Raw genomic sequence first — 19,078 nt, 5'->3', positions numbered from 1 at the left:
CACCGGAGCCGGCGCGGAACACGGTAAAATACCGGCAATTACATAGTCGGCCGCCAGCCCTTCCCGGTAGCCCGCACACCCACTCAAAGCGCCCCATGTCTGAAAAATTCCTGTACTCCCTCGCCCGCCCGCTGCTGTTTTCGATGGATGCCGAAGCGGCCCACCATCTCACCCTGCCCGCCCTGAAACGCGCCAGCGCGCTGGGCCTGACCAAGCTGGCCGGCAAACCGGCCCTTGATCCGCGCACGGTGATGGGCATCACCTTCCCGAACCCGGTGGGCCTGGCCGCAGGCCTGGACAAGGATGGCGCCTACATCGACGCGCTGGCCGACCTGGGTTTTGGCTCCATCGAAGTGGGCACCGTCACGCCGCGCGCGCAGGCGGGCAATCCGAAACCGCGCATGTTCCGCCTGCCGCAGGCGCAGGGCATCATCAACCGCATGGGCTTCAATAATGGCGGCGTGGATGCCTTCGTGGCCAATGTGCAGGCGTCGAAGTTTTACCAGAACCGCGCCGGCGTGCTGGGCCTGAACATCGGCAAGAACGCCGACACGCCCATCGAACGGGCGGCCGACGACTACCTGCTGTGCCTGGAAAAAGTCTACCCCTACGCCAGCTATGTGACGGTGAACATCTCGTCGCCGAACACCAAGAATTTGCGCCAGTTGCAGGGCGCGTCCGAACTCGACGCCCTGCTGTCGCAGCTCAAGGATGCCCAGGCGCGCCTGGCGGACAAGCACAAGCGCTACGTGCCGCTGGCCCTGAAAATCGCGCCGGACATGGATGCTGAACAGGTGAAAAGCATCGCCGAGTCGCTCACGCGCCACCGCATCGATGGCGTCATCGCCACCAACACGACCCTGTCGCGCAGCGCCGTCGAAGGCATGCCGCACGGTGCGGAAGCGGGCGGCCTGTCGGGCGCGCCCGTGTTCGAGCTGTCGAACAATGTCATCCGTTTGCTGAAGGCGGAACTGGGCGACGCCCTGCCCATCATCGGCGTGGGCGGCATCATGCAGGGCAAGGATGCCGTGGCCAAGTTCGAGGCGGGCGCGCAGCTGGTGCAGCTGTACAGCGGCCTGATTTACGCCGGTCCCGCCTTGATCAAGGATTGCGCACGCGCGCTGCACGGCAAACAGGCGAAATGATCAACAAGATCAAGCTGGGCGCCAGCAGCCTGGAAGTGAGCCGGATCTGCCTGGGCACGATGACCTTCGGCGAACAGAATTCGGAAGCCGAAGCGCACAGCCAGCTCGATTACGCGCTGGAACGGGGTATCAACTTCATCGACACGGCGGAGATGTATCCGGTGATGGCCAGCGCGCAGACGCAGGGCAGCACGGAGCGCCATATCGGCAGCTGGCTGAAGAAAAGCGGCCGGCGCAGCGACATCGTGCTGGCCAGCAAGATAGCCGGGCCAAACTCGCGCATGCACTGGATACGCAAGGGCAAGACGGACCACGACGCGGTCAACATCCGCGCCGCCGTCGAGGACAGCCTGCGCCGGCTGCAGACGGAGCACATCGACCTGTATCAGCTGCACTGGCCCAGCCGCAACCTGCCCATCTTCGGCGCCAGCGTGTACAACCCGCGCAAGGAACACGCCTCGGTGGCCATCGAGGATACGCTGGCCGTGCTGGGCAAGCTGGTCGACGAAGGCAAGATCGGCCACATCGGCGTGTCGAACGAATCGTCGTGGGGCGTGTGCGAATTCATCAAGCAGGCCGAGCTGAAAGGCTTGCCGCGCATCGCGTCCATCCAGAACCTGTACAACCTGACGGCGCGCCACTTTGAAACCAGCCTGCTCGACGAAACCTGCCACAGGGAAAACGTCAGCTTGCTGGCCTACAGCCCGCTGGCCTTCGGCCAGCTGACGGCGAAATACCTCGACGATCCGCAGGCCAAGGGCCGCCTGACGCGCTTCCCGGCCGGCTGGAGTCCCCGCTACGTGCGCCCTGCCACCATCGCGGCAGCCAGCCAGTATGCGGCGCTGGCCCGCGCGCACGGCTTGACGCCGGCACAGCTGGCGCTGGCCTGGTGCTATACGCGCTGGTTCGTGGCCTCGACCATCATCGGCGCCACCAGCGTGGCGCAACTGCAGCAAAATATCGATGCGCATGAAGTCAGCTTGTCGCCGGAACTGCTGGCGGCCGTCGACGCCATCCACGCCAGCGCGCCCAATCCGGGCCAGTAGGCGCCACCATCTGGCGGAGCATGCCGCCGCCAGATACCCCACGCTCCTCGCGGATAGTCGTATTTATACAACAGCCAACAATTTACTGCGGTGCAGCATTGCAGCCTGCCATGCCCGGTCGTATGCTGGAGACAAGGCCATATGCACTACTCGCGCCATGTTGACGAGTATCAGATATTTATTGCATATCGATAGACAGAACAATTCGTAAGCACGCCGTTCGCCCGCTGCTAAGCTGATTTCGTCACCGGACCGCCATGGTCCGCGCAACCACTAACCGAAGAGATATTGTCGATGAGTTCAAGCACCGCCCGCTCCCAGCATCCCGCCCTCCCCGTGAAAACCGTTATCGCCGCCAGCCTGATCGCCTGCTTCAGCCTGCCATTGCATGTGCAAGCGCAGCAAGAGCTGCCGGCCGAAGGGGAATTGCAATCGGTGGTGGTCACCGGTACCTTCGCCAAGAACCGCCGCACCATCGATTCCGAATCGCCGATCGACATCCTCACCTCGCGCGACCTGCAAAGCACGGGTTCGGGCGAACTGGCTACCGTGCTAAGCCGCCTGCTGCCATCGCTGAACTTTGCCCGCGCCACAGGCGCCGATGCCAGCGACGCCGTGCGTCCGGCCCAGTTGCGCGGCCTGTCGCCCGACCAGACCCTGGTGCTGGTGAACGGCAAGCGCCGTTATACGTCTGCCGTGGTCAACGTCAACGGCTCGCTGGGCCGCGGCTCGGCGCCCGTCGACCTGAACGCCATCCCGCTGGCCGCCATCGACCACGTGGAAGTGCTGCGCGATGGCGCGGCGGCCCAGTACGGCTCCGACGCGATAGCCGGCGTGATCAACATCATCCTGAAAAAAGGCGCGGCCGGCGGCGACATCGAAGTGGGCTATGGCCAGACGCAGGAACGCGACGGCAAGCAAAAATCCATCAAGGGTTCGGCCGGCTTCGCCCTGGGCGACGACGGCTGGGTGCGCGTCTCGGCGGAAGTGGCCGAACGTGACCCGACCGACCGTGCCGGCGCCGATTTGCGCAATCCGCTGGAACCGCGCTACGGCAAGGTCAACCAGCGCTACGGCGACGCGGAAAGCAAACCGGCGACGATTTTTCTCAACAGCGAATACCACATCAATGACAATGTGGACTGGTATGCCTTCGGCAACTATGGCAAGCGCGATACGTCGGCCGCCGCCACCTGGCGCACGGCCCTGATACAGGACTCCAACACCAAGGTGTACTCGCAGCGCACGCCGCTCTTCCCGGAAGGCTTCCTGCCGCTGCAAAACAGTACCCTGACCGACCAATCCATCGTCACCGGCTTGCGCGGCGAGGCGGCCGGCTGGCGCTGGGATGCCAGCATCAATTACGGCAGCAACAAGTTCGAACTGGACCTGGAGAACACGGTCAACCAGTCGCTAGGCGCGAACAGCCCCACACACTTTTATGCCGGCTCGCTGAAAAATGAACAAACCGTATTGAACCTCGATGCGGCGCGCGAATTTCCCGTGTCTTACTTTACGGGGCCGCTGACGGTGGCCGTGGGCGCGGAAGCGCGCCATGAAAAATACACGATAGGCGCTGGGGAGCCCGCATCCTATTTCGGCAGCGGTTCGCAAAGCTTCTCCGGCTACCGTCCCGCCAACGCGGGCAGCCACTCGCGCCACAACGAATCGATCTATGTCAACCTGGAAGCGGAAGCGACGAAAAACCTGTCCGGTGGCGTGGCCCTGCGCCATGAGCGCTACAGCGATTTCGGCAGCACCACTTCGGCCAAGGGTTCGGCCCGCTATTCGTTCAGCGATGCGCTGTCTCTGCGCGGCACCGTGTCGAGCGGCTTCCGCGCGCCGTCGCTGGCGCAGCAGTACTACACCATCACCACCACAAGCTTCATCGTAAAAGATCTCGTCAACACCCCGCTGGAAACGGCCACCTACGCCGTCAACACGCCAGAAGCGCGCGCCCTGGGTGCGCAAAACCTGAAACCGGAAAAGGCCCGCAACTACAGCCTGGGCCTGCAATTCCAGCCTAGCCGCAACTTCACCGCGTCCATCGACGCCTACCGCATCGACATCGATAACCGCGTGCTGTTCTCGGGTAACTTGCAACTGAACGCCACGCTGCAACAACTCGTTTCAGCTCCCGGCGCCCCCGTCACAGCAGCGCGCTACTTCACCAACGCCGTCGACACGCGCACCGAAGGCGTGGACATCGTCAGCACCTACCGCATCGACCTGCAGGAGAAAAACCGCCTGGACTTGACCGTGGCTTACAACCACAACAAGAGTTCAGTGGAGCGCGTGGCGGACAACCCGGCCATCCTGACGGCCAACAACCTGAAACTGATCGACCGCCAGACCATAGCGCGCACCACGGTGGCGTCGCCGAAGGACAAGTTCAGCCTGGCCGCCGACTATGGCTTCGGCATCTGGAACGTGCACGGCCTGGTGACGCGCTACGGCAGCTTCACCGTGCCGCAGAACGATGCCAAGCTGGACCAGACGTATGATCCGCAATGGGTACTGGACGTGTCCGGTTCCGTGAGGCTGGGCAAGAACTGGCGCCTGGTGGCCGGCATCGACAACGTCACCAACCGCTACCCGGCGCAAGTGACGAGCAACGGCAACCTGAACGTCAACGGCATCCAGCCGTACAGCATCTTCGCGCCAAACGGCTTCAACGGCCGCTATTACTACGCCAAGGCGGGGTATAGCTGGTAATAGCAACACAGCACGGGAGGCATTTGCCTCCCGTTTTTTATTCCGACCGAGCAAATACAGCCCTGGCGTGCAGGTGGCCATCCTGGCCAGCAATAGGCTACCATGGACATTCGCCCACTCTGACGACGGAATACCATGCCCAGCTGGCATCTGACCGACGCTGCCGAACTGGCGGCGCGCCACCCTTACACCTTCTACAAATCGCCGCCCGAGGCCATCGCCCAGGTGCGCCCCGGCGAGGTGGTCAAGCTGATCTTCGCCTTCCACAGCGACGATCCGCAAGCACCGGGCGCCGAGCGCATGTGGGTGCTGGTTGATACGCTGGAAGCGAATGGCCACTTCACGGGCAAGCTCGACAACATGCCCGGCTACATCGCTGATCTGCACGCCAAGGACGCCATCGCCTTCGAAGCGCGCCACATCATCAATACCCAGCACGACGATGACGACAATCTCGTCAACCGCTATGCAGGCCTGTGCTTTGTGACAAAACGCGTACTGGAAGACGGCGCGCCCGTCGGCTATCTGTACCGCGAGGAGCCGGACAACGGCGAAGACAGCGGCTGGCGCTTCACGGCCAACGACGAAAGCGACGACTACATCAACGACAGCGCCAACGTGGCCCTGGTGTCGCTCGGTGCCGTGCTCAGCGTGGACGACCGTTTTATTGCGCTGCTCGATGCTCCAGCCGGGTCGGCCTATGCCTTCGACCACAACTCGCAACAATTCGTGGCGGTGGACGAATGACAACTGATGAATTGAAGGATTTTTGCGCGGCCCTGCCCGGCGCGCAAGCCGTGCTGTACGGTGCGCCGTCGAACATCCTCGTGCTTGAAGTGAGTGGCAAGAAATTTGCCTACTTTAAGACCAGCGCACCGGAGCAGTGGCGCTTCAGCCTGCGTGTCAGCGCGGAGCGCTTTATTGAACTGACGGACATGCCCGGCGTGAAACCGGCCCGCTACATGGGCCGCTTTCACTGGGTCACCATCGTCGACGTGGCGCGTTTCCCCAGCGATTACCTGGCACAACTGGTGCAGGATAGCTACGCGCGCGCCGTGGCCAGCCTGACGCGCGCGCAAAGGGCGGCCATCGCCTAGAGCGCTTCCTCGCCCGCCATGGCGCGGTCGATGTCTGCGCGCGTCAGATCCGGCGCCAGTTGCAAGATGAACTCGTAGGCGTAGGCGCGCAGGTAGGCGCCGCGACGCACGGCCAGGCGCGTCGTGTTGCTGGCGAACAGATGCGACGCTTCCACGGCACGCAAGCCCTTGTCGCGGCCATGGTCGAAGGCCATCGAGGCCACGATGCCCACGCCCAGGCCCAGCGCCACGTATTGCTTGATGACGTCGGAATCCATGGCGGTGAGGATGATGTCGGTCGCCACGCCCGCCTTGGCGAACGCATCGTCGATATGGCCCCGTCCCGTGAAACCCTTGTCGTAGGTAATCAAGGGATATTTGGCCAGGTCTTCCAGGCGGATCGGCGAGTGTTCCAGCAGCGGGTGGCCATCCGGCACGACGATCAGATGGCTCCAGCGGTAGCACGGGAACGACACCAGGTCGGGGAACTGGCTCAGGCCTTCCGTGGCGATGCCGATATCGGTCTTGCCCGACAACACCCATTCCGCGATGTGTTCGGGCGCGCTTTGCTGCAGCGCGATGCGCACGTCGGGATAGGCGGCGCGAAAGCCCTGCACCACTTTCGGCAGCGCATAGCGCGCCTGCGTGTGCGTGGCCGCCACCGAGAGAGTGCCGCTGGTCTGGCCGCTGTATTCGAGGCTGGCCTGCTGCAGGTTTTCCGCCTCGATCAAGAGACGGTCGACGATTTTCAAAATGCCCTTGCCCGGCTCCGTCAAGCCCGTCAAGCGCTTGCCGTTGCGCTCGAAAATCACCACGCCCAGCTCGTCCTCGAGTTCGCGGATTTGCCGGCTCACGCCCGGTTGCGACGTGAACAGGGCGTTGGCCACTTCCGTCAGGTTATAGCCGCGGCGGGCCGCTTCGCGGATCGAGCGCAGTTGTTGAAAATTCATAGTGTTCCAGCCTCTTAGGTTCTTGTCGGTTCAACGAACACGTGTAATCGTTTCGGGCGCACAACCAGCGTCTCGCCCTCCTTCAGCTGCAGATGCGTAAAACGCTCGTTCGACATCACCGCTTCGATCAGTTCGCTGTTATCGATGCGCTGCAAGTCCAGCTGGGCCAGCGGGCCGATCGCATGCGCGCGGCTCAGTTTCACGACGATGCCTTCGGCACCCTGCGTGTAGCGGTCGATTTCCAGGTCGTGCGGACGCACATAGGCCGTGCCCTTGCTGTCGCTCACACCCGCATAGTCGGGCACGTCGAAGCTGGCGTCACCGGTCGCCATCACGCCGTCATGCACGCGGCCATGGAACAGGTTGACGTTGCCGAGGAAACCGTACACAAACGGCGACGCGGGATGGTTGTACACCTGCTCCGGCGAACCCAGTTGCTCGACGGTGCCCTTGTTCATCAGCACGACCTGGTCCGCCACTTCCAGCGCTTCTTCCTGGTCATGCGTGACGAAAATGCTGGTCACGTGCAAGTCGTCGTGCAGACGACGCAGCCAGCGGCGCAATTCCTTGCGCACCTTGGCATCCAAAGCGCCGAACGGCTCGTCGAGCAGCAGCACGCGCGGTTCGACGGCCAGTGCGCGCGCCAGGGCGATACGCTGGCGTTGTCCGCCCGACAACTGCGGCGGATAGCGGTCGGCCAGCCAGTCCAGCTGCACCAGTTCCAGCAAATCTTTGACTTTGCGGCGGATCTGGTCTTCCGACGGGCGCTCGCTGCGCGACTTCACGCGCAGGCCAAAGGCCACGTTTTCAAACACGGTCATGTGCTTGAACAGCGCATAGTGTTGAAAGACGAAACCCACTTGCCGCTCGCGCACATGGCGGTTCGACGCATCTTCCGCGTCCAGCAGCACCTGGCCGCTGTCCGGATGTTCGAGGCCGGCGATGATGCGCAGCAAGGTGGTCTTGCCGCAGCCGGACGGGCCCAGCAGGGCCGTCAGTTCGCCGGCGGGAAAGTCCAGCGAGATATTGTCGAGGGCGACGAAATCACCGAAACGTTTATTGATGTTTTTAACTGCGATGGTCATATCAGTGCTCCGTAGAACGTAAGGCGGAATCGTCGGCGTCGCTCTCGTTCAAACGCCACTCAATAAAAGCTTTCAAGGCCAGGGTCACCAAGGCCAGCAAGGCCAGCAGGGAGGCGACGGCAAACGCGGCGGCAAAGTTGTACTCGTTGTACAAAATTTCCACCTGCAGCGGCATGGTGTTGGTTTCGCCGCGGATATGGCCGGAGACCACGGACACGGCGCCGAACTCGCCCATGGCGCGGGCGTTACACAGGATCACGCCGTACAGCAAGCCCCACTTGATATTTGGCAAAGTCACGCGGCGGAACGTGTTCCAGCCCGACGCGCCCAGCACGAGGGCGGCCTCTTCCTCTTCGCTGCCCTGCGACTGCATCAGCGGGATAAGTTCGCGCGCCACGAAGGGGAAGGTAATGAAGATGGTGGCCAGCACGATGCCGGGCACGGCAAACAGGATCTTGATGTCGTGTTCCTGCAGCCACGGACCGAACCAGCCCTGGGCGCCGAACATCAGCACATAGATCAGGCCGGAAATCACCGGGGAAACGGAAAACGGCAAGTCGATCAGGGTCAGCAGGATGCTCTTGCCGCGGAACTCGAACTTGGCGATACACCACGATGCCGCCACGCCGAACACCAGGTTCAGCGGCACGGCGATGGCCGCCGTGATCAGGGTCAGCTTGATGGCGGAAATCGCATCCGGATCGATGATGGCGGCGATATACGCTTCCCAGCCCTTCTTGAACGCTTCGGCAAACACGGCCACCAGGGGCACGATCAGGAATGCCGTCAGGAACAGCAGGGCGATGCTGATCAATACCGTGCGCACCCACAACGGTTCCAGCACGACGGGGCCGACGTTCGGTTCGAAACGGCGCGCCTTTGGCAGCGGATCTTCCACAGTCGCCACGGCAGTGATATTCGTACTCATGATTTCTTCGCCTTTCCGCGCGTCCATGCTTGCAGCAGGTTAATCGTTAACAACAGCAGGAAGGACACCACCAGCATCACCACGGCGATGGCCGTGGCGCCCGCGTAATCGTATTGCTCCAGCTTGGTAATAATGAACAGCGGCGTGATTTCCGACACCATCGGCATGTTGCCGGCGATAAAGATCACCGAACCGTACTCGCCCGTGGCGCGGGCAAAGGCCAGCGCAAAGCCCGTCAGCAAGGACGGCAAAATCGTGGGAAAGATGACGCGAATAAACGTTTGCCAGGAATTGGCGCCCAGGCTGGCGGCCGCTTCTTCGAGTTCCTTTTCCGCGTCTTCCAGCACCGGTTGCACGGTGCGCACGACAAACGGCAAGCCGATGAAGGTCAGCGCCACCACCACGCCCAGCGGCGTAAACGCCACCTTGATGCCCAGCACGCCTTCGATAAACTGGCCGAACCAGCCGTTCGAGGAATACAGGGCCGTCAGGGTGATGCCGGCCACGGCCGTCGGCAAGGCGAACGGCAAGTCGACCAGCGCGTCGATGATGCGCTTGCCGGGGAATTTATAGCGCACCAGCACCCAGGCCAGGATGCCGCCAAACACCACGTTCAGCAGGGCGGCGATCAGCGAGGCGCCAAACGTCAGCCGGTACGACGCCATCACACGGTCGGACGTGACGGCGCTGAAGAAGGCGTCCCACGTCATGGTGAAGGTTTTCAGGAACACCGACGAGAGCGGAATGAGAACGATCAAGGCCAGGTAAAAGAGCGTGAAGCCCAGTGACAGCTTGAAACCCGGCATGACCCGAAACGGCGCGCCGCGCGCCTTGACCGGTGCTGCTGATGCTGCAGACATAGAAACCCCTTCTTATTACATTTTTGAGTTATAGGGTGCAATATTCACATGCAATCGTTATAAAAAGAACTAACCATTTCTCATTTGCTTAGATGGATTTTGCATACTTCGCTATCAAAGTGCTGGGCGAAAAAAAACGCACCGGACAGGTGCGTTTTTTAAGTGTCACTTGAGAAACCCCTGCGAAATGCCGGGGTCGGACCCTGAGGGTCTGAGGTGTCCCGGTTTTAATGGAGAGTCACTCCCTCGCGGTGCGGGGGATTTTTAATCGATGCGTAATGCACCTCAACCTCGATTGGGGTGCGGTATTTCAAGCTTTGATGCAAGCGCATCCGATTGTAATACACCTCGATGTAATCGACGATAGCAGCCTTGGCCTCTTCGCGTGTGGCATACGTCGTATTGTGCGTGATTTCGTTTTTCAGCTGCGAGAAGAAGCTCTCGGCCACGGCGTTATCGTGGCAGTTACCACGCCGGCTCATGCTGGGCCGCAACTGATGTTCCTGCAGCACGCTGCGATAGGCCGCCGATCCGTACACACTGCCCTGATCGGTATGACAGATCAGATTGGCAGGCGGCTTGCGCTGCGCAATGGCCATCCTCAAGGCCGCGATGGGCAGCATGGCAGGCTGCGACGTATCCATCGACCATCCCACCACCCGGCGTGCAAACAGGTCGAGCACGATGGCCAGATGCAGCCATCCTTCACGCGTACGTATCGACGTGATATCGCCCACCCAGGCCGTATTGGGCGCGGCAACATTGAACTTCCGTTGCAACAAATCAGGCGCTGGAGGCTCGGTGTGTTGATGTGTCTGCATGACACGAAAGCGCTGCCGGCGCATCGACGTAATGCCATCGAGCTTGCGCAGGCGTGCCACGCGGTGCTTGCCGCAGATGATTCCCTGCGCATGCAACAGCCGCCAGGTCTTGACCGCGCCCGGCGCACAGCGATGTTCTGCATGGAGGCGCTTGATGTCCTCGCGCAGCGCCAGATCGACAGTGTCATGCAAGCTGGGCAACCGTTTCGCGGCCGCATAATAACTGCTGGGACTGACCTGCAGTACCCGGCACATCGCGGCGAGCCGAAACTCGGCTTGGTGCGCGGTAATGAAAGCGTACTTGTGCTTTAACGCCGCGTTAAGTACGCATCGAGCTTTTTTAAGATGGCGTTCTCCTCCAGCGAAGCCTGCAGTGCACGCTTTAAACGGACATTCTCTTTGGCCAGATCCGTGGTCGAGACAGGCGTTACCACTTTCGGCGCCGGCAGTTCGCCAGCTTGCTTGAGCGCGGCAGCCCACTTGTACAGCTGATTGCGGCGGATGCCCAGTTCCAGCGCCAAGGCGGCCGGGCTGCAGCCAGGTTCCTGCATGCGCTCTACAGCAGTGAGTTTGAACTGCCTGGAGAAAACGGTGCGTTCCCGCCGCACTTGCGTAGCGGGAACAGCGTCTGATACGGCAAGCGATGGCTTCTTGGTCATGATGGATTCCTTTGGATGTCACTATTTTCTCAAATTAGTGACCCTCCATCAAATCCGGGCTAGCTCAGTCCGACCCCAGAACTTGCTTTTGGGGTATATCAGCGACTGACCCCGGAATTACTTGTTTGGCTGCGGCGTCAAACGAAGGTATGGTTTCGCCGCCGTAAATCCCTTCGGATACTTCTGCTTGATCACGTCCGGGTCTTGCACGGTCAATGGAATGATGACGTCGTCGCCATCTTGCCAGTTGCCGGGCGTGGCCACCGTGTAGCCGTCCGTCAGTTGCAGGGCGTCGATGACGCGCAGGATTTCATTGAAGTTGCGGCCCGTACTGAGCGGATACGTGAGGATCAGGCGCACCTTTTTGTTCGGGTCGACGATGAAGACGGAGCGCACGGTGGCCGTGACGGATTGCTCCGGGTGGATCATGTCGTACAGCACCGACACTTTCTTGTCGACGTCGGCGATGATGGGAAAGCCCACCACCGTGTTTTGCGTCTCTTCGATATCCTTGATCCAGCTCTTGTGCGACTCCGCCGCGTCCACCGACAGGGCGATGGCCTTTACGTTGCGCTTGTCGAATTCCGGCTTGAGCTTGGCCGTCAGGCCCAGCTCCGTCGTGCACACGGGGGTAAAGTCGGCCGGGTGGGAAAACAGCACCACCCAGGAATTGCCAGCCCACTCGTGGAACTTGAGCGGGCCGATCGAGCTGTCTTGTTCAAAATCAGGGGCGACATCGCCCAGGCGTAAAGTCATCGTGCTCTCCTTGAAAAGTTGTGTGGCGGGATGTTCGTCGTATCAGGCTGCCTGACGGTGGCGCTTGTCGCTTTGCGCCAGATCAAACAGCGTTTGCAGTTGCGCCTGGCCGTAGACCCAATCGCCAAGGCGCGACTCGGCGTTGATATGGCCCAGTGCACCGCCATCAATATACTTGCAATTCCAGCGCCGTGCCCACTGCGCCGCGTGCTCGGCCGTCATCCACGGGTCCGTCTGGCTGGCGATCAATATGCCGGGGCAAGGCAAGCGCTTTTGCGGCAGGGCTTTCGCCACGCCAAACTTGTCCGGATCGGCAGGCCCCACCAGCAGCACGCCGGCCACGGCCTGCGGGTCGCGCGCCAGGCTGTGCGCCGTCGCCAGGCAGCCGAAGCTGTGGGCGACGATCAGGGTGGGGCGCGCATCTTGCCGCCGCACCTGGTCCAGGCGCGCCGACCAGGTGGCCAGGTCGGGTTCGTTCCAGTCATCCTGCTCGACCCGCTCGAATTGCGGATACAGGCGCTGCCAGCGGCTCTGCCAGTGCTCGGGACCGCTGTTATGCAAGCCCGGCACGATCAGTACCCGGTAATCGGAAAAGCTGCGCAGCGCCATGATGTGTCCTTGCGTGATCGATTCCGGCAAGCGTTGCCGCCTGCCGGTGAAGATTACTTCGGCTGATAAATCTGGTCGAAGATGCCGCCGTCGGCAAAGTGCGCCTTCTGGGCCGACGTCCAGCCACCGGCCACTTGCTCGATGGTGAACAGCTTGACCTTGGCAAACTGCGACGCGTATTTCTTCGCCGCCTTGTCCGTTGCCGGACGGTAGTAATTCTTGGCGATGATGTCTTGCGCTTCGTCCGTGTACAGGTAGTTCAGGTAAGCCTCGGCCACCTTGCGCGTGCCGTGCTTGTCGGCAACTTTATCGACGACGGCGACGGGCGGCTCGGCCAGGATGCTGACGGACGGGGTGATGATGTCGAACTTGGTTGGGCCCAGTTCCTTGACGGCCAGGTAAGCCTCGTTTTCCCAGGCGATCAGCACGTCGCCGATACCGCGTTCAACGAAGGTGGTGGTGGCGCCGCGTGCGCCGGAATCGAGCACGGGCACGTTTTTATACAGTTTGCCGAGGAAATCCTTGGCCTTGGCTTCGTTGCCGCCCGGCTGGCGCAGCGCGTAGCCCCACGCTGCCAGATGGTTCCAGCGGGCGCCGCCCGAGGTTTTCGGATTCGGCGTGATGACGGACACGCCCGGCTTGATCAGGTCGTTCCAATCCTTGATGCCTTTCGGGTTACCCTTGCGCACCAGGAACACGATGGTCGAGGTGTAAGGCGCGCTGTTGTGCGCCAGGCGCTTTTGCCAGTCGGCGGCCAGCAGCTTGTGCTCGGCCAGTGCATCGATGTCGTAGGCCAGGGCCAACGTGACCACGTCCGCTTCCAGGCCGTCGATGACGGCGCGCGCCTGCTTGCCGGAACCGCCATGCGATTGCTTGATCTTGACGTTGTCGCCCGTCTTGCCTTTCCACTCCTTGGCAAATGCCGTGTTCACATCCTGGTACAGCTCGCGCGTCGGGTCATACGACACGTTGAGCAGGGTGATATCGGCGGCCTGCGCCGTTTGCAGAATGGCAAACGCGCTGAGGGCGGCGGCAATGATGATTTTTTTCGACAGCATCTAAGATCCCCGTGTGGTTGAACTTTCAGAGCCACCAGATTACGGCGCAACGGCCGCAAAGAGAACGAAGCGTTTCGCCGTTTGATATGCGTTTTTCACATATGGGCGGCGCGCAACGGGGATAAAGCAGTTAATAAAAACGATTAAATAATACGACGGCCCAGGTGGCGAAGGCCAGGATGCACGTCAGCAACACGGCGGCGCTGCCGAAGTCCTTGGCGTTTTTCGACAGCGGATGAAGCTCAAGCGAGATGCGGTCGACCACGGCTTCCAGCGCGGAATTGATCAATTCGACGATCAAGACCAGCAGCAGCACGCCGATCAGCACCAGTTTTTCAAAGGCGGAGATGCGCAGCAGCAAGGCGATCAGCGTGCCGACGACGAACAAACCCAGTTCCTGGCGGAACGCATGTTCATGGCGCCAGGCCGCCTTCAGGCCGTCGAGCGAGTAGAAAAAGGCGGAGAAAATCCGTTTCAAGCCGCTCTTGCTCTTGAATTCATTGACAGGTTGCATAGTTTTCCATGGTTCAAAGTACGTCCAGCCGTCAATTATGACGGCCAACATGAGAATTGTGACAATTTATTCGCTGAATATCTCGGAACATTTCACTATTTTTTCACATCATGGTATAAAGAAGAATGAATACTGCATTGCACCAAATCCATCATGAAAATTGAACCGGTCGCTGCCCCGAAGACGACGATCCAGGTGATCGAACGCATGGTCGCCCTGCTTGATGCCCTGGCCAAATATTCCGACCCGGTCAGCCTGAAGGAATTGTCGAAAGTTTCCGGCCTGCACCCGTCGACGGCGCACCGCATCCTCAACGACATGGTGCTGACGCGCTTTGTCGACCGCATCGAACCGGGCACGTATCGCCTGGGCATGCGCCTGCTGGAACTGGGCAATGTCGTGAAAAGCCGCCTCAGCGTGCGCGAAGCGGCGCTGGACTTCATGCGCCAGCTGCACAAGAAAACCCAGCAAACGATCAACCTGTCCGTGCGCCAGGGCGACGAGATCGTCTACATCGACCGCGCCTTTTCCGAGCGCTCGGGCATGCAGGTGGTGCGCGCCATCGGTGGCCGCGGCCCGCTGCACCTGACCTCGACCGGCAAGCTGTTCCTGTCAGTCGACGAGCCGAAAGCCATCCGCGCGTACGCCACGCGCACGGGCTTGGCCGGGCACAACAAGAATTCCATCACGGATCTGCTGAAACTGGAACGCGAACTGAGCCTGGTGCGCGAGCGCGGCTATGCGCGCGACAATGAAGAACTGGAACTGGGCGTGCGCTGCATGGCCGCCGGCATCCGCGACGACTCGGGCAAGCTGATCGCCGGCCTGTCGATCTCGGCGCCGGCCGACCGCTTGCAGGATGAGTGGCTGGTCGACCTGGTCGAAACGGCGAACCAGATTTCAGTGACTTTGGGGTTTATACCCCAAGACTAAAGAAACAGGGCAGCAACGCTGCCCTGTTTCTTTTATCCACCAGGCAAGCTCATGTTGGCGGGTTTGAGTGCTTCGAGCCACTTGCGCATGCGTCCCGCATCGGCCGTACGCGACTGTTTTCCCTTGGAATCGAGGAAGACCATGATCACGGCCCGTCCTTCGATGACGGCCTGCATCATCAGACAACGTCCCGCCTCATTGATGAAGCCCGTCTTTTGCAAGCCGATTTCCCAGCCCGGGTTGGCCACCAGGTGATTCGTATTGCCAAATTGCATGGGCTGTCCGCTGGCTTCGACGATGGCTTTCGGGTCCGTCGAGTATTGGCGCAGCAATGGATGGCGGAAGGCGGCCATGGCCAGCTTGCCCAGGTCGCGCGCGCTGGCCACGTTCATCTTCGACAAGCCGCTGGAATCGACGTAATGCGTGTCGAGCATGCCCAGTTGGCGCGCCTTGCTGTTCATGGCGTCGACAAAGGCCGGCAAGCCGCCCGGATAATTGCGGCCCAGCGCCGAGGCGGCGCGGTTTTCCGAGCTCATCAGGGCGATATGCAGCATATTCGCGCGCGTCAATTGCGAGCCCACTTTCAGGCGTGAGCTGCTGAACTTGGCGCGGTCGACGTCCTCGTCCATGATCGTCAGCACTTCATCCATGTCCTGGCGCGCTTCGACCACCACCAGGCCCGTCATCATCTTGGTGATGGAGGCGATGGGCAGGGCGACATTCGAATTCTTTTCAAACAGCACTTCCGAGTTGGCCTGATCCAGCACCAGCGCCACGCTCGATTTGAGGTCGAGCGGATCGCGCGTGAGGTTCAGGCCGGCCAGGTCGCCCATGGTGGGCATCGGTGCGGCCATGGGTACGGCCACGCTGCTGACTTTTTGATAGATGACTTTGCGTTTGCCGCGCACCATGACGACCCGGCGCACGGTCTTGTCGCGCGGCGCGGCCGTCGCGCCCTTGCGCAGCACGACTTTGACTTTCTTGGTGTTATGTTTCTTGGAGGCTGAGGATTTGCTGTTCGCTTCCTTGGCGTGCACGGCCGCAGCCGGCGCCAATGCAAACAGCAGGGAAGCCAGGACACCCAGCGCAAGTTTAAACTTAGCCATTCGATAATTCCCCGTGAAGCTGTTGCCTTATTGCAGTGTAGCGAAATGCAGAGTAATCGCAAGCCTATTTAACAGTTGGGACAGTATTTATTGCAGCAACGAAATACAAATCGTTGGCGATCAGCAAACAAACTCATCCTTAATCAACTGATTGTGTGCGCAAATCGCTGGCGTGTCTATTGATCCATGAATTTAACAAAGCCGGCCAGCGGCTCGCGTTCCGTGTTCAGGCGGTTCTCGATCTTGTCCGGGTCGGCATAGCCGAGGGCCATGCCGCACACCACCATTTCGCTGGCCGGCACGCCCAGTTCCTCGCGGATGATGTCATGGTAGTGGATGAAGGCCGCTTGTGGGCAGGTATCGAGTCCCCGCGCGCGCGCCGCCAGCATGATGTTTTGCAAGAACATGCCGTAGTCGAGCCAGGAACCCTGTTCCAGCACCCGTTCAATGGTAAAGATCAGGCCCACGGGCGCATCGAAAAACTGGAAATTGCGTCCATGCTGGGCCGCCATGCCGGCCGTGTCGCCGCGCTCCAGGCCCAGCAGCTGATACAGGTCCAGGCCGATCTTGCGGCGGCGTTCGATGAACGGCGCCGTCCACTGGCGCGGGTAATAGGTATACGACGCCGTGCGCGCGGGGGCGTCCGGCGCCTTCGGTGCGGCATAGGCGTCGAGGATGCGGCGCGACAGGCGCAGGCGCGCTTCGCCCGACAGCACGTACACTTTCCACGGTTGCATGTTGGCGCCAGAGGGGGCGCGCGCCGCCACTTCCAGGATGCGCGCAATATCGTCCTGCGCCACCGGCGTGGGCAAAAAGGCGCGGATCGAACGGCGCGACACAATGACGGCGTCCACGGCTTGCTGCGCCGGCGTTGTTTCAGATGCTTGCTTGCTCACTGCCCTACTCTCCCGCTCACTCTATTTCTTGACAACAAACACCACGCCAACCACGGCCACCAGCATGCCGGCGATACCCAGCATATTAAAGGCTTCGCCAAACATCAGCCAGGCCATCACGGCCGTCGTGGGCGGCGTCAGGTACAGCAAGCCCGTCACTTTCGTCGCATCGCTGCGGCGGATCAGGGCGAACAGCAGGAAAATGGCGCCGATGGACAGCACGAGTACCGACCACAGCAAGGCGCCTATGAAATTCGCCGTCCATTGCACGTTGCTGAAATGCAGGTCCAGCCCCTCGTAATACAGGGCGAATGGCAACACGACCACGATGGAGGCGGCAAACTGCACCACCGTGCCGGTGCGCAAGTCGAACTGCGGACAGTGGCGTTTTTGGTACATGGTGCCGGCCGTCATCGACAGCAAGGCAAACACGCACAGCAGCACGCTTTCCACGGTCAGGCCCACGAGATTGATCTTCGCATACACGACCAGGGCCACGCCGAGCAAGCCAAAGAGCAAGCCCAGCCACTGACGCGGGCGCACGGATTCGCCGATCAGCGGCGCAGCGCAGGCCGTCAGCACGGGCTGCATGCCGACGATCAGGGCGGACAGGCCGGCCGGCATGCCCAGCTTGATGGCGCACCAGACGCCGGCCAGGTAGCCAGCCTGCATCAGGATGCCGGCCACGGCGATCTGGCGAAACTGTCCCACGGGCCACGGTGCGCGCAGGACCAGCACCAGCGGCAGCAGGATCACCAGCACGCCCAGGAAGCGCAGCAGCAAGAAGGTCAGCGGCGGCGCGTACGGCAGGCCGAACTTGGCGACGATAAAACCTGTGCTCCATAACAACACAAAGAAGCCGGGCAAGGCCATCGGCGCCAGGGTCGTCAAGAAAGGAGCTTTGGGGGCTTTGCCGCTGGCGCCAGCCGCGGCGGGAAGATTGGACATGATATCAACTCGGGAAACGGGGTCGGCACCGGGGCGCTGCACCAGTGCGGGAGGCAAAGTCTAGCATGCTGCGCCGCACCCGTCCTGAAAGGCGGGGAAATAACAGTTTAGGGTTAAACCATTGACACCCAGAAATCAAATATTTCTCTTTAGAAACAATGGTTTTTGATGCAAATCTATTCAATTGTTGCATTGCACAAGAATCGCTTGACTTCATTTTTTTTCGCCGTAGAATAGGGTTTGTTGCGTTGCACAATTCTTGTTCAGCTTGAAAATTTAGATTCACCTGCTTTCCCAAACGGTACACGCAGCATCAAATTAACCAGATTTCGATTTTTTGGAGATTTATATGTTTTCAATTCCTGAGCAATTTTCGTCCGCTACCAAAACCAACCTGGAAGCCCAATTCGCCCTGTTCTCGTCGCTGACGAGCAAAGCCTTCGAAGGCATCGAAAAGATCGTCGAACTGAACCTGACCGCTGCCAAGGCAACGCTGGAAGAATCGACCGCCGCCGCCAAGCAATTGCTGTCGGCAAAAGATCCACAAGAATTCTTCTCGCTGAGCGCTGCTCAAGCCCAGCCTAGCGCCGAAAAAGCCATCGCTTACGGTCGTCACCTGGCTGCCATCACGTCGGGCACCCAAGCTGAATTCAGCAAAGCAGCTGAATCGCAAATCGCTGAAACCAACCGCAAAGTCCTGTCGCTGGTGGAAGAAGTCACCAAAAACGCGCCAGCCGGTTCGGAAAACGCTGTTGCCATGCTGAAAAGCGCCATCGGCAACGCCAATGCAGGCTACGAGCAGTTCTCGAAAACCAGCAAGCAAGCCGTCGAAGCCATCGAAGCGAACCTGACATCGGCCGTGAATCAGTTCACGCAAGCGGCTGAAAAAGTCGTGCCACGCACGGCTGCCAAGTAATTATTGCGCGACCGCTACGGCGGTCCGCTGTTACCAGCTCCTCCAGGCATCCATCCC

Annotated in this window: 20 protein-coding genes; 7 read left to right on the top strand and 13 right to left on the bottom strand. The window is 60.7% G+C overall.

From position 1 onward, the window contains the following. Nucleotides 1-95 precede the first annotated feature (95 nt). The 5 genes from CLU93_RS17200 to CLU93_RS17180 all read left to right on the top strand — a co-directional run bounded on the left by CLU93_RS17200 (nucleotide 96) and on the right by CLU93_RS17180 (nucleotide 6,003). A complete protein-coding gene (locus CLU93_RS17200) occupies nucleotides 96-1,145 on the top strand; it encodes a quinone-dependent dihydroorotate dehydrogenase (protein WP_099762436.1) in 1,050 nt (349 codons plus the stop codon). Next, the gene (locus tag CLU93_RS17195) at nucleotides 1,145-2,191 is read left to right on the top strand and encodes an aldo/keto reductase (protein WP_099764439.1); all 1,047 of its coding nucleotides are present in this window, start codon (nucleotides 1,145-1,147) and stop codon (nucleotides 2,189-2,191) included. The genes CLU93_RS17200 and CLU93_RS17195 overlap by 1 nt, the downstream gene beginning before the upstream one ends. 294 nt (nucleotides 2,192-2,485) lie before the next feature. Continuing rightward, nucleotides 2,486-4,906, top strand: a complete 2,421-nt coding sequence (locus CLU93_RS17190) for a TonB-dependent receptor plug domain-containing protein (protein ID WP_099762435.1) — start codon at nucleotides 2,486-2,488, stop codon at nucleotides 4,904-4,906. 135 nt (nucleotides 4,907-5,041) lie between these two features. Beyond that, entirely contained in the window at nucleotides 5,042-5,653 is a 612-nt protein-coding gene (locus tag CLU93_RS17185; RefSeq protein ID WP_099762434.1) for an immunity protein Imm33 domain-containing protein, read from the top strand. Then, on the top strand, nucleotides 5,650-6,003 hold the full coding sequence (locus tag CLU93_RS17180; RefSeq protein ID WP_099762433.1) for an MmcQ/YjbR family DNA-binding protein: 354 nt from the start codon (nucleotides 5,650-5,652) through the stop codon (nucleotides 6,001-6,003). Before CLU93_RS17185 ends, CLU93_RS17180 begins: the two co-directional genes overlap by 4 nt. Here CLU93_RS17180 and CLU93_RS17175 read toward each other — a convergent pair. The 10 genes from CLU93_RS17175 to CLU93_RS17130 all read right to left on the bottom strand — a co-directional run bounded on the left by CLU93_RS17175 (nucleotide 6,000) and on the right by CLU93_RS17130 (nucleotide 14,222). Further along, the gene (locus CLU93_RS17175; protein ID WP_099762432.1) at nucleotides 6,000-6,932 is read right to left on the bottom strand and encodes a CysB family HTH-type transcriptional regulator; all 933 of its coding nucleotides are present in this window, start codon (nucleotides 6,930-6,932) and stop codon (nucleotides 6,000-6,002) included. The genes CLU93_RS17180 and CLU93_RS17175 overlap by 4 nt on opposite strands. 14 nt (nucleotides 6,933-6,946) lie before the next feature. Then, on the bottom strand, nucleotides 6,947-8,017 hold the full coding sequence (locus CLU93_RS17170) for a sulfate/molybdate ABC transporter ATP-binding protein (protein WP_099762431.1): 1,071 nt from the start codon (nucleotides 8,015-8,017) through the stop codon (nucleotides 6,947-6,949). Nucleotide 8,018: 1 nt separating this feature from the next. After that, nucleotides 8,019-8,945 carry a sulfate ABC transporter permease subunit CysW gene (gene cysW / locus CLU93_RS17165; protein ID WP_243420331.1) on the bottom strand — a complete coding sequence of 309 codons (927 nt, stop codon included), beginning with the start codon at nucleotides 8,943-8,945 and terminating at the stop codon, nucleotides 8,019-8,021. Next, nucleotides 8,942-9,805: a sulfate ABC transporter permease subunit CysT gene (cysT, locus tag CLU93_RS17160; protein WP_099762430.1), complete on the bottom strand. Its 864-nt coding sequence runs from the start codon at nucleotides 9,803-9,805 to the stop codon at nucleotides 8,942-8,944. The genes cysW and cysT overlap by 4 nt, the downstream gene beginning before the upstream one ends. A 227-nt stretch (nucleotides 9,806-10,032) precedes the next feature. After that, nucleotides 10,033-10,917, bottom strand: a complete 885-nt coding sequence (locus CLU93_RS17155) for an IS3 family transposase (RefSeq protein WP_243420400.1) — start codon at nucleotides 10,915-10,917, stop codon at nucleotides 10,033-10,035. A 17-nt stretch (nucleotides 10,918-10,934) separates the two neighbouring features. Beyond that, nucleotides 10,935-11,285 (bottom strand): transposase, encoded by a 351-nt coding sequence (locus CLU93_RS17150; protein ID WP_099759988.1) that lies wholly within the window; start codon nucleotides 11,283-11,285, stop codon nucleotides 10,935-10,937. A gap of 117 nt (nucleotides 11,286-11,402) precedes the next feature. Continuing rightward, on the bottom strand, nucleotides 11,403-12,041 hold the full coding sequence (locus CLU93_RS17145) for a peroxiredoxin (protein WP_099762429.1): 639 nt from the start codon (nucleotides 12,039-12,041) through the stop codon (nucleotides 11,403-11,405). A 42-nt stretch (nucleotides 12,042-12,083) separates the two neighbouring features. Next, complete coding sequence (locus tag CLU93_RS17140) at nucleotides 12,084-12,650, bottom strand: RBBP9/YdeN family alpha/beta hydrolase (RefSeq protein ID WP_099764437.1); 567 nt, start codon at nucleotides 12,648-12,650, stop codon at nucleotides 12,084-12,086. A gap of 53 nt (nucleotides 12,651-12,703) precedes the next feature. Beyond that, entirely contained in the window at nucleotides 12,704-13,708 is a 1,005-nt protein-coding gene (locus tag CLU93_RS17135; protein WP_099762428.1) for a sulfate ABC transporter substrate-binding protein, read from the bottom strand. Nucleotides 13,709-13,838: 130 nt separating this feature from the next. Beyond that, nucleotides 13,839-14,222 carry a diacylglycerol kinase gene (locus CLU93_RS17130; RefSeq protein ID WP_099762427.1) on the bottom strand — a complete coding sequence of 128 codons (384 nt, stop codon included), beginning with the start codon at nucleotides 14,220-14,222 and terminating at the stop codon, nucleotides 13,839-13,841. Nucleotides 14,223-14,375: 153 nt separating this feature from the next. Between CLU93_RS17130 and CLU93_RS17125 the strand changes: the two genes are divergently transcribed. Continuing rightward, nucleotides 14,376-15,155 carry an IclR family transcriptional regulator gene (locus CLU93_RS17125; RefSeq protein ID WP_092795825.1) on the top strand — a complete coding sequence of 260 codons (780 nt, stop codon included), beginning with the start codon at nucleotides 14,376-14,378 and terminating at the stop codon, nucleotides 15,153-15,155. Between the two features lie 32 nt (nucleotides 15,156-15,187). Here CLU93_RS17125 and pbpG read toward each other — a convergent pair whose 3' ends face one another. The 3 genes from pbpG to CLU93_RS17110 all read right to left on the bottom strand — a co-directional run bounded on the left by pbpG (nucleotide 15,188) and on the right by CLU93_RS17110 (nucleotide 18,105). Further along, complete coding sequence (gene pbpG / locus CLU93_RS17120; RefSeq protein ID WP_099762426.1) at nucleotides 15,188-16,261, bottom strand: D-alanyl-D-alanine endopeptidase; 1,074 nt, start codon at nucleotides 16,259-16,261, stop codon at nucleotides 15,188-15,190. A 176-nt stretch (nucleotides 16,262-16,437) separates the two neighbouring features. Continuing rightward, a complete protein-coding gene (locus CLU93_RS17115) occupies nucleotides 16,438-17,157 on the bottom strand; it encodes a nitroreductase (protein WP_099762425.1) in 720 nt (239 codons plus the stop codon). 21 nt (nucleotides 17,158-17,178) lie between these two features. Beyond that, the gene (locus CLU93_RS17110) at nucleotides 17,179-18,105 is read right to left on the bottom strand and encodes a DMT family transporter (RefSeq protein ID WP_099762424.1); all 927 of its coding nucleotides are present in this window, start codon (nucleotides 18,103-18,105) and stop codon (nucleotides 17,179-17,181) included. 349 nt (nucleotides 18,106-18,454) lie between these two features. Here CLU93_RS17110 and CLU93_RS17105 point away from each other — a divergent pair, with 349 nt between their 5' ends. Beyond that, nucleotides 18,455-19,021 (top strand): phasin family protein, encoded by a 567-nt coding sequence (locus CLU93_RS17105; RefSeq protein WP_071075781.1) that lies wholly within the window; start codon nucleotides 18,455-18,457, stop codon nucleotides 19,019-19,021. Nucleotides 19,022-19,078 lie beyond the last annotated feature (57 nt).

Source organism: Janthinobacterium sp. 35 (assembly GCF_002754575.1).
Classification (GTDB): Bacteria; Pseudomonadota; Gammaproteobacteria; order Burkholderiales; family Burkholderiaceae_D; genus Janthinobacterium; species Janthinobacterium tructae.
Note: the sequence above shows the minus strand (reverse complement) of the source record. Positions and strands in the feature narration are given on the sequence as shown.

Bases quoted from the DNA above. Each gene is read 5' to 3' on its own strand.
- CLU93_RS17200 (WP_099762436.1), top strand. From the start codon at position 96: ATGTCTGAAAAATTCCTGTACTCCCTCGCCCGCCCGCTGCTGTTTTCG.
- CLU93_RS17190 (WP_099762435.1), top strand. From the start codon at position 2,486: ATGAGTTCAAGCACCGCCCGCTCCCAGCATCCCGCCCTCCCCGTGAAA.
- CLU93_RS17185 (WP_099762434.1), top strand. From the start codon at position 5,042: ATGCCCAGCTGGCATCTGACCGACGCTGCCGAACTGGCGGCGCGCCAC.
- CLU93_RS17180 (WP_099762433.1), top strand. From the start codon at position 5,650: ATGACAACTGATGAATTGAAGGATTTTTGCGCGGCCCTGCCCGGCGCG.
- CLU93_RS17175 (WP_099762432.1), bottom strand. From the start codon at position 6,932: ATGAATTTTCAACAACTGCGCTCGATCCGCGAAGCGGCCCGCCGCGGC.
- CLU93_RS17170 (WP_099762431.1), bottom strand. From the start codon at position 8,017: ATGACCATCGCAGTTAAAAACATCAATAAACGTTTCGGTGATTTCGTC.
- cysW (WP_243420331.1), bottom strand. From the start codon at position 8,945: ATGAGTACGAATATCACTGCCGTGGCGACTGTGGAAGATCCGCTGCCA.
- cysT (WP_099762430.1), bottom strand. From the start codon at position 9,805: ATGTCTGCAGCATCAGCAGCACCGGTCAAGGCGCGCGGCGCGCCGTTT.
- CLU93_RS17150 (WP_099759988.1), bottom strand. From the start codon at position 11,285: ATGACCAAGAAGCCATCGCTTGCCGTATCAGACGCTGTTCCCGCTACG.
- CLU93_RS17145 (WP_099762429.1), bottom strand. From the start codon at position 12,041: ATGACTTTACGCCTGGGCGATGTCGCCCCTGATTTTGAACAAGACAGC.
- CLU93_RS17140 (WP_099764437.1), bottom strand. From the start codon at position 12,650: ATGGCGCTGCGCAGCTTTTCCGATTACCGGGTACTGATCGTGCCGGGC.
- CLU93_RS17135 (WP_099762428.1), bottom strand. From the start codon at position 13,708: ATGCTGTCGAAAAAAATCATCATTGCCGCCGCCCTCAGCGCGTTTGCC.
- CLU93_RS17130 (WP_099762427.1), bottom strand. From the start codon at position 14,222: ATGCAACCTGTCAATGAATTCAAGAGCAAGAGCGGCTTGAAACGGATT.
- CLU93_RS17125 (WP_092795825.1), top strand. From the start codon at position 14,376: ATGAAAATTGAACCGGTCGCTGCCCCGAAGACGACGATCCAGGTGATC.
- pbpG (WP_099762426.1), bottom strand. From the start codon at position 16,261: ATGGCTAAGTTTAAACTTGCGCTGGGTGTCCTGGCTTCCCTGCTGTTT.
- CLU93_RS17110 (WP_099762424.1), bottom strand. From the start codon at position 18,105: ATGTCCAATCTTCCCGCCGCGGCTGGCGCCAGCGGCAAAGCCCCCAAA.
- CLU93_RS17105 (WP_071075781.1), top strand. From the start codon at position 18,455: ATGTTTTCAATTCCTGAGCAATTTTCGTCCGCTACCAAAACCAACCTG.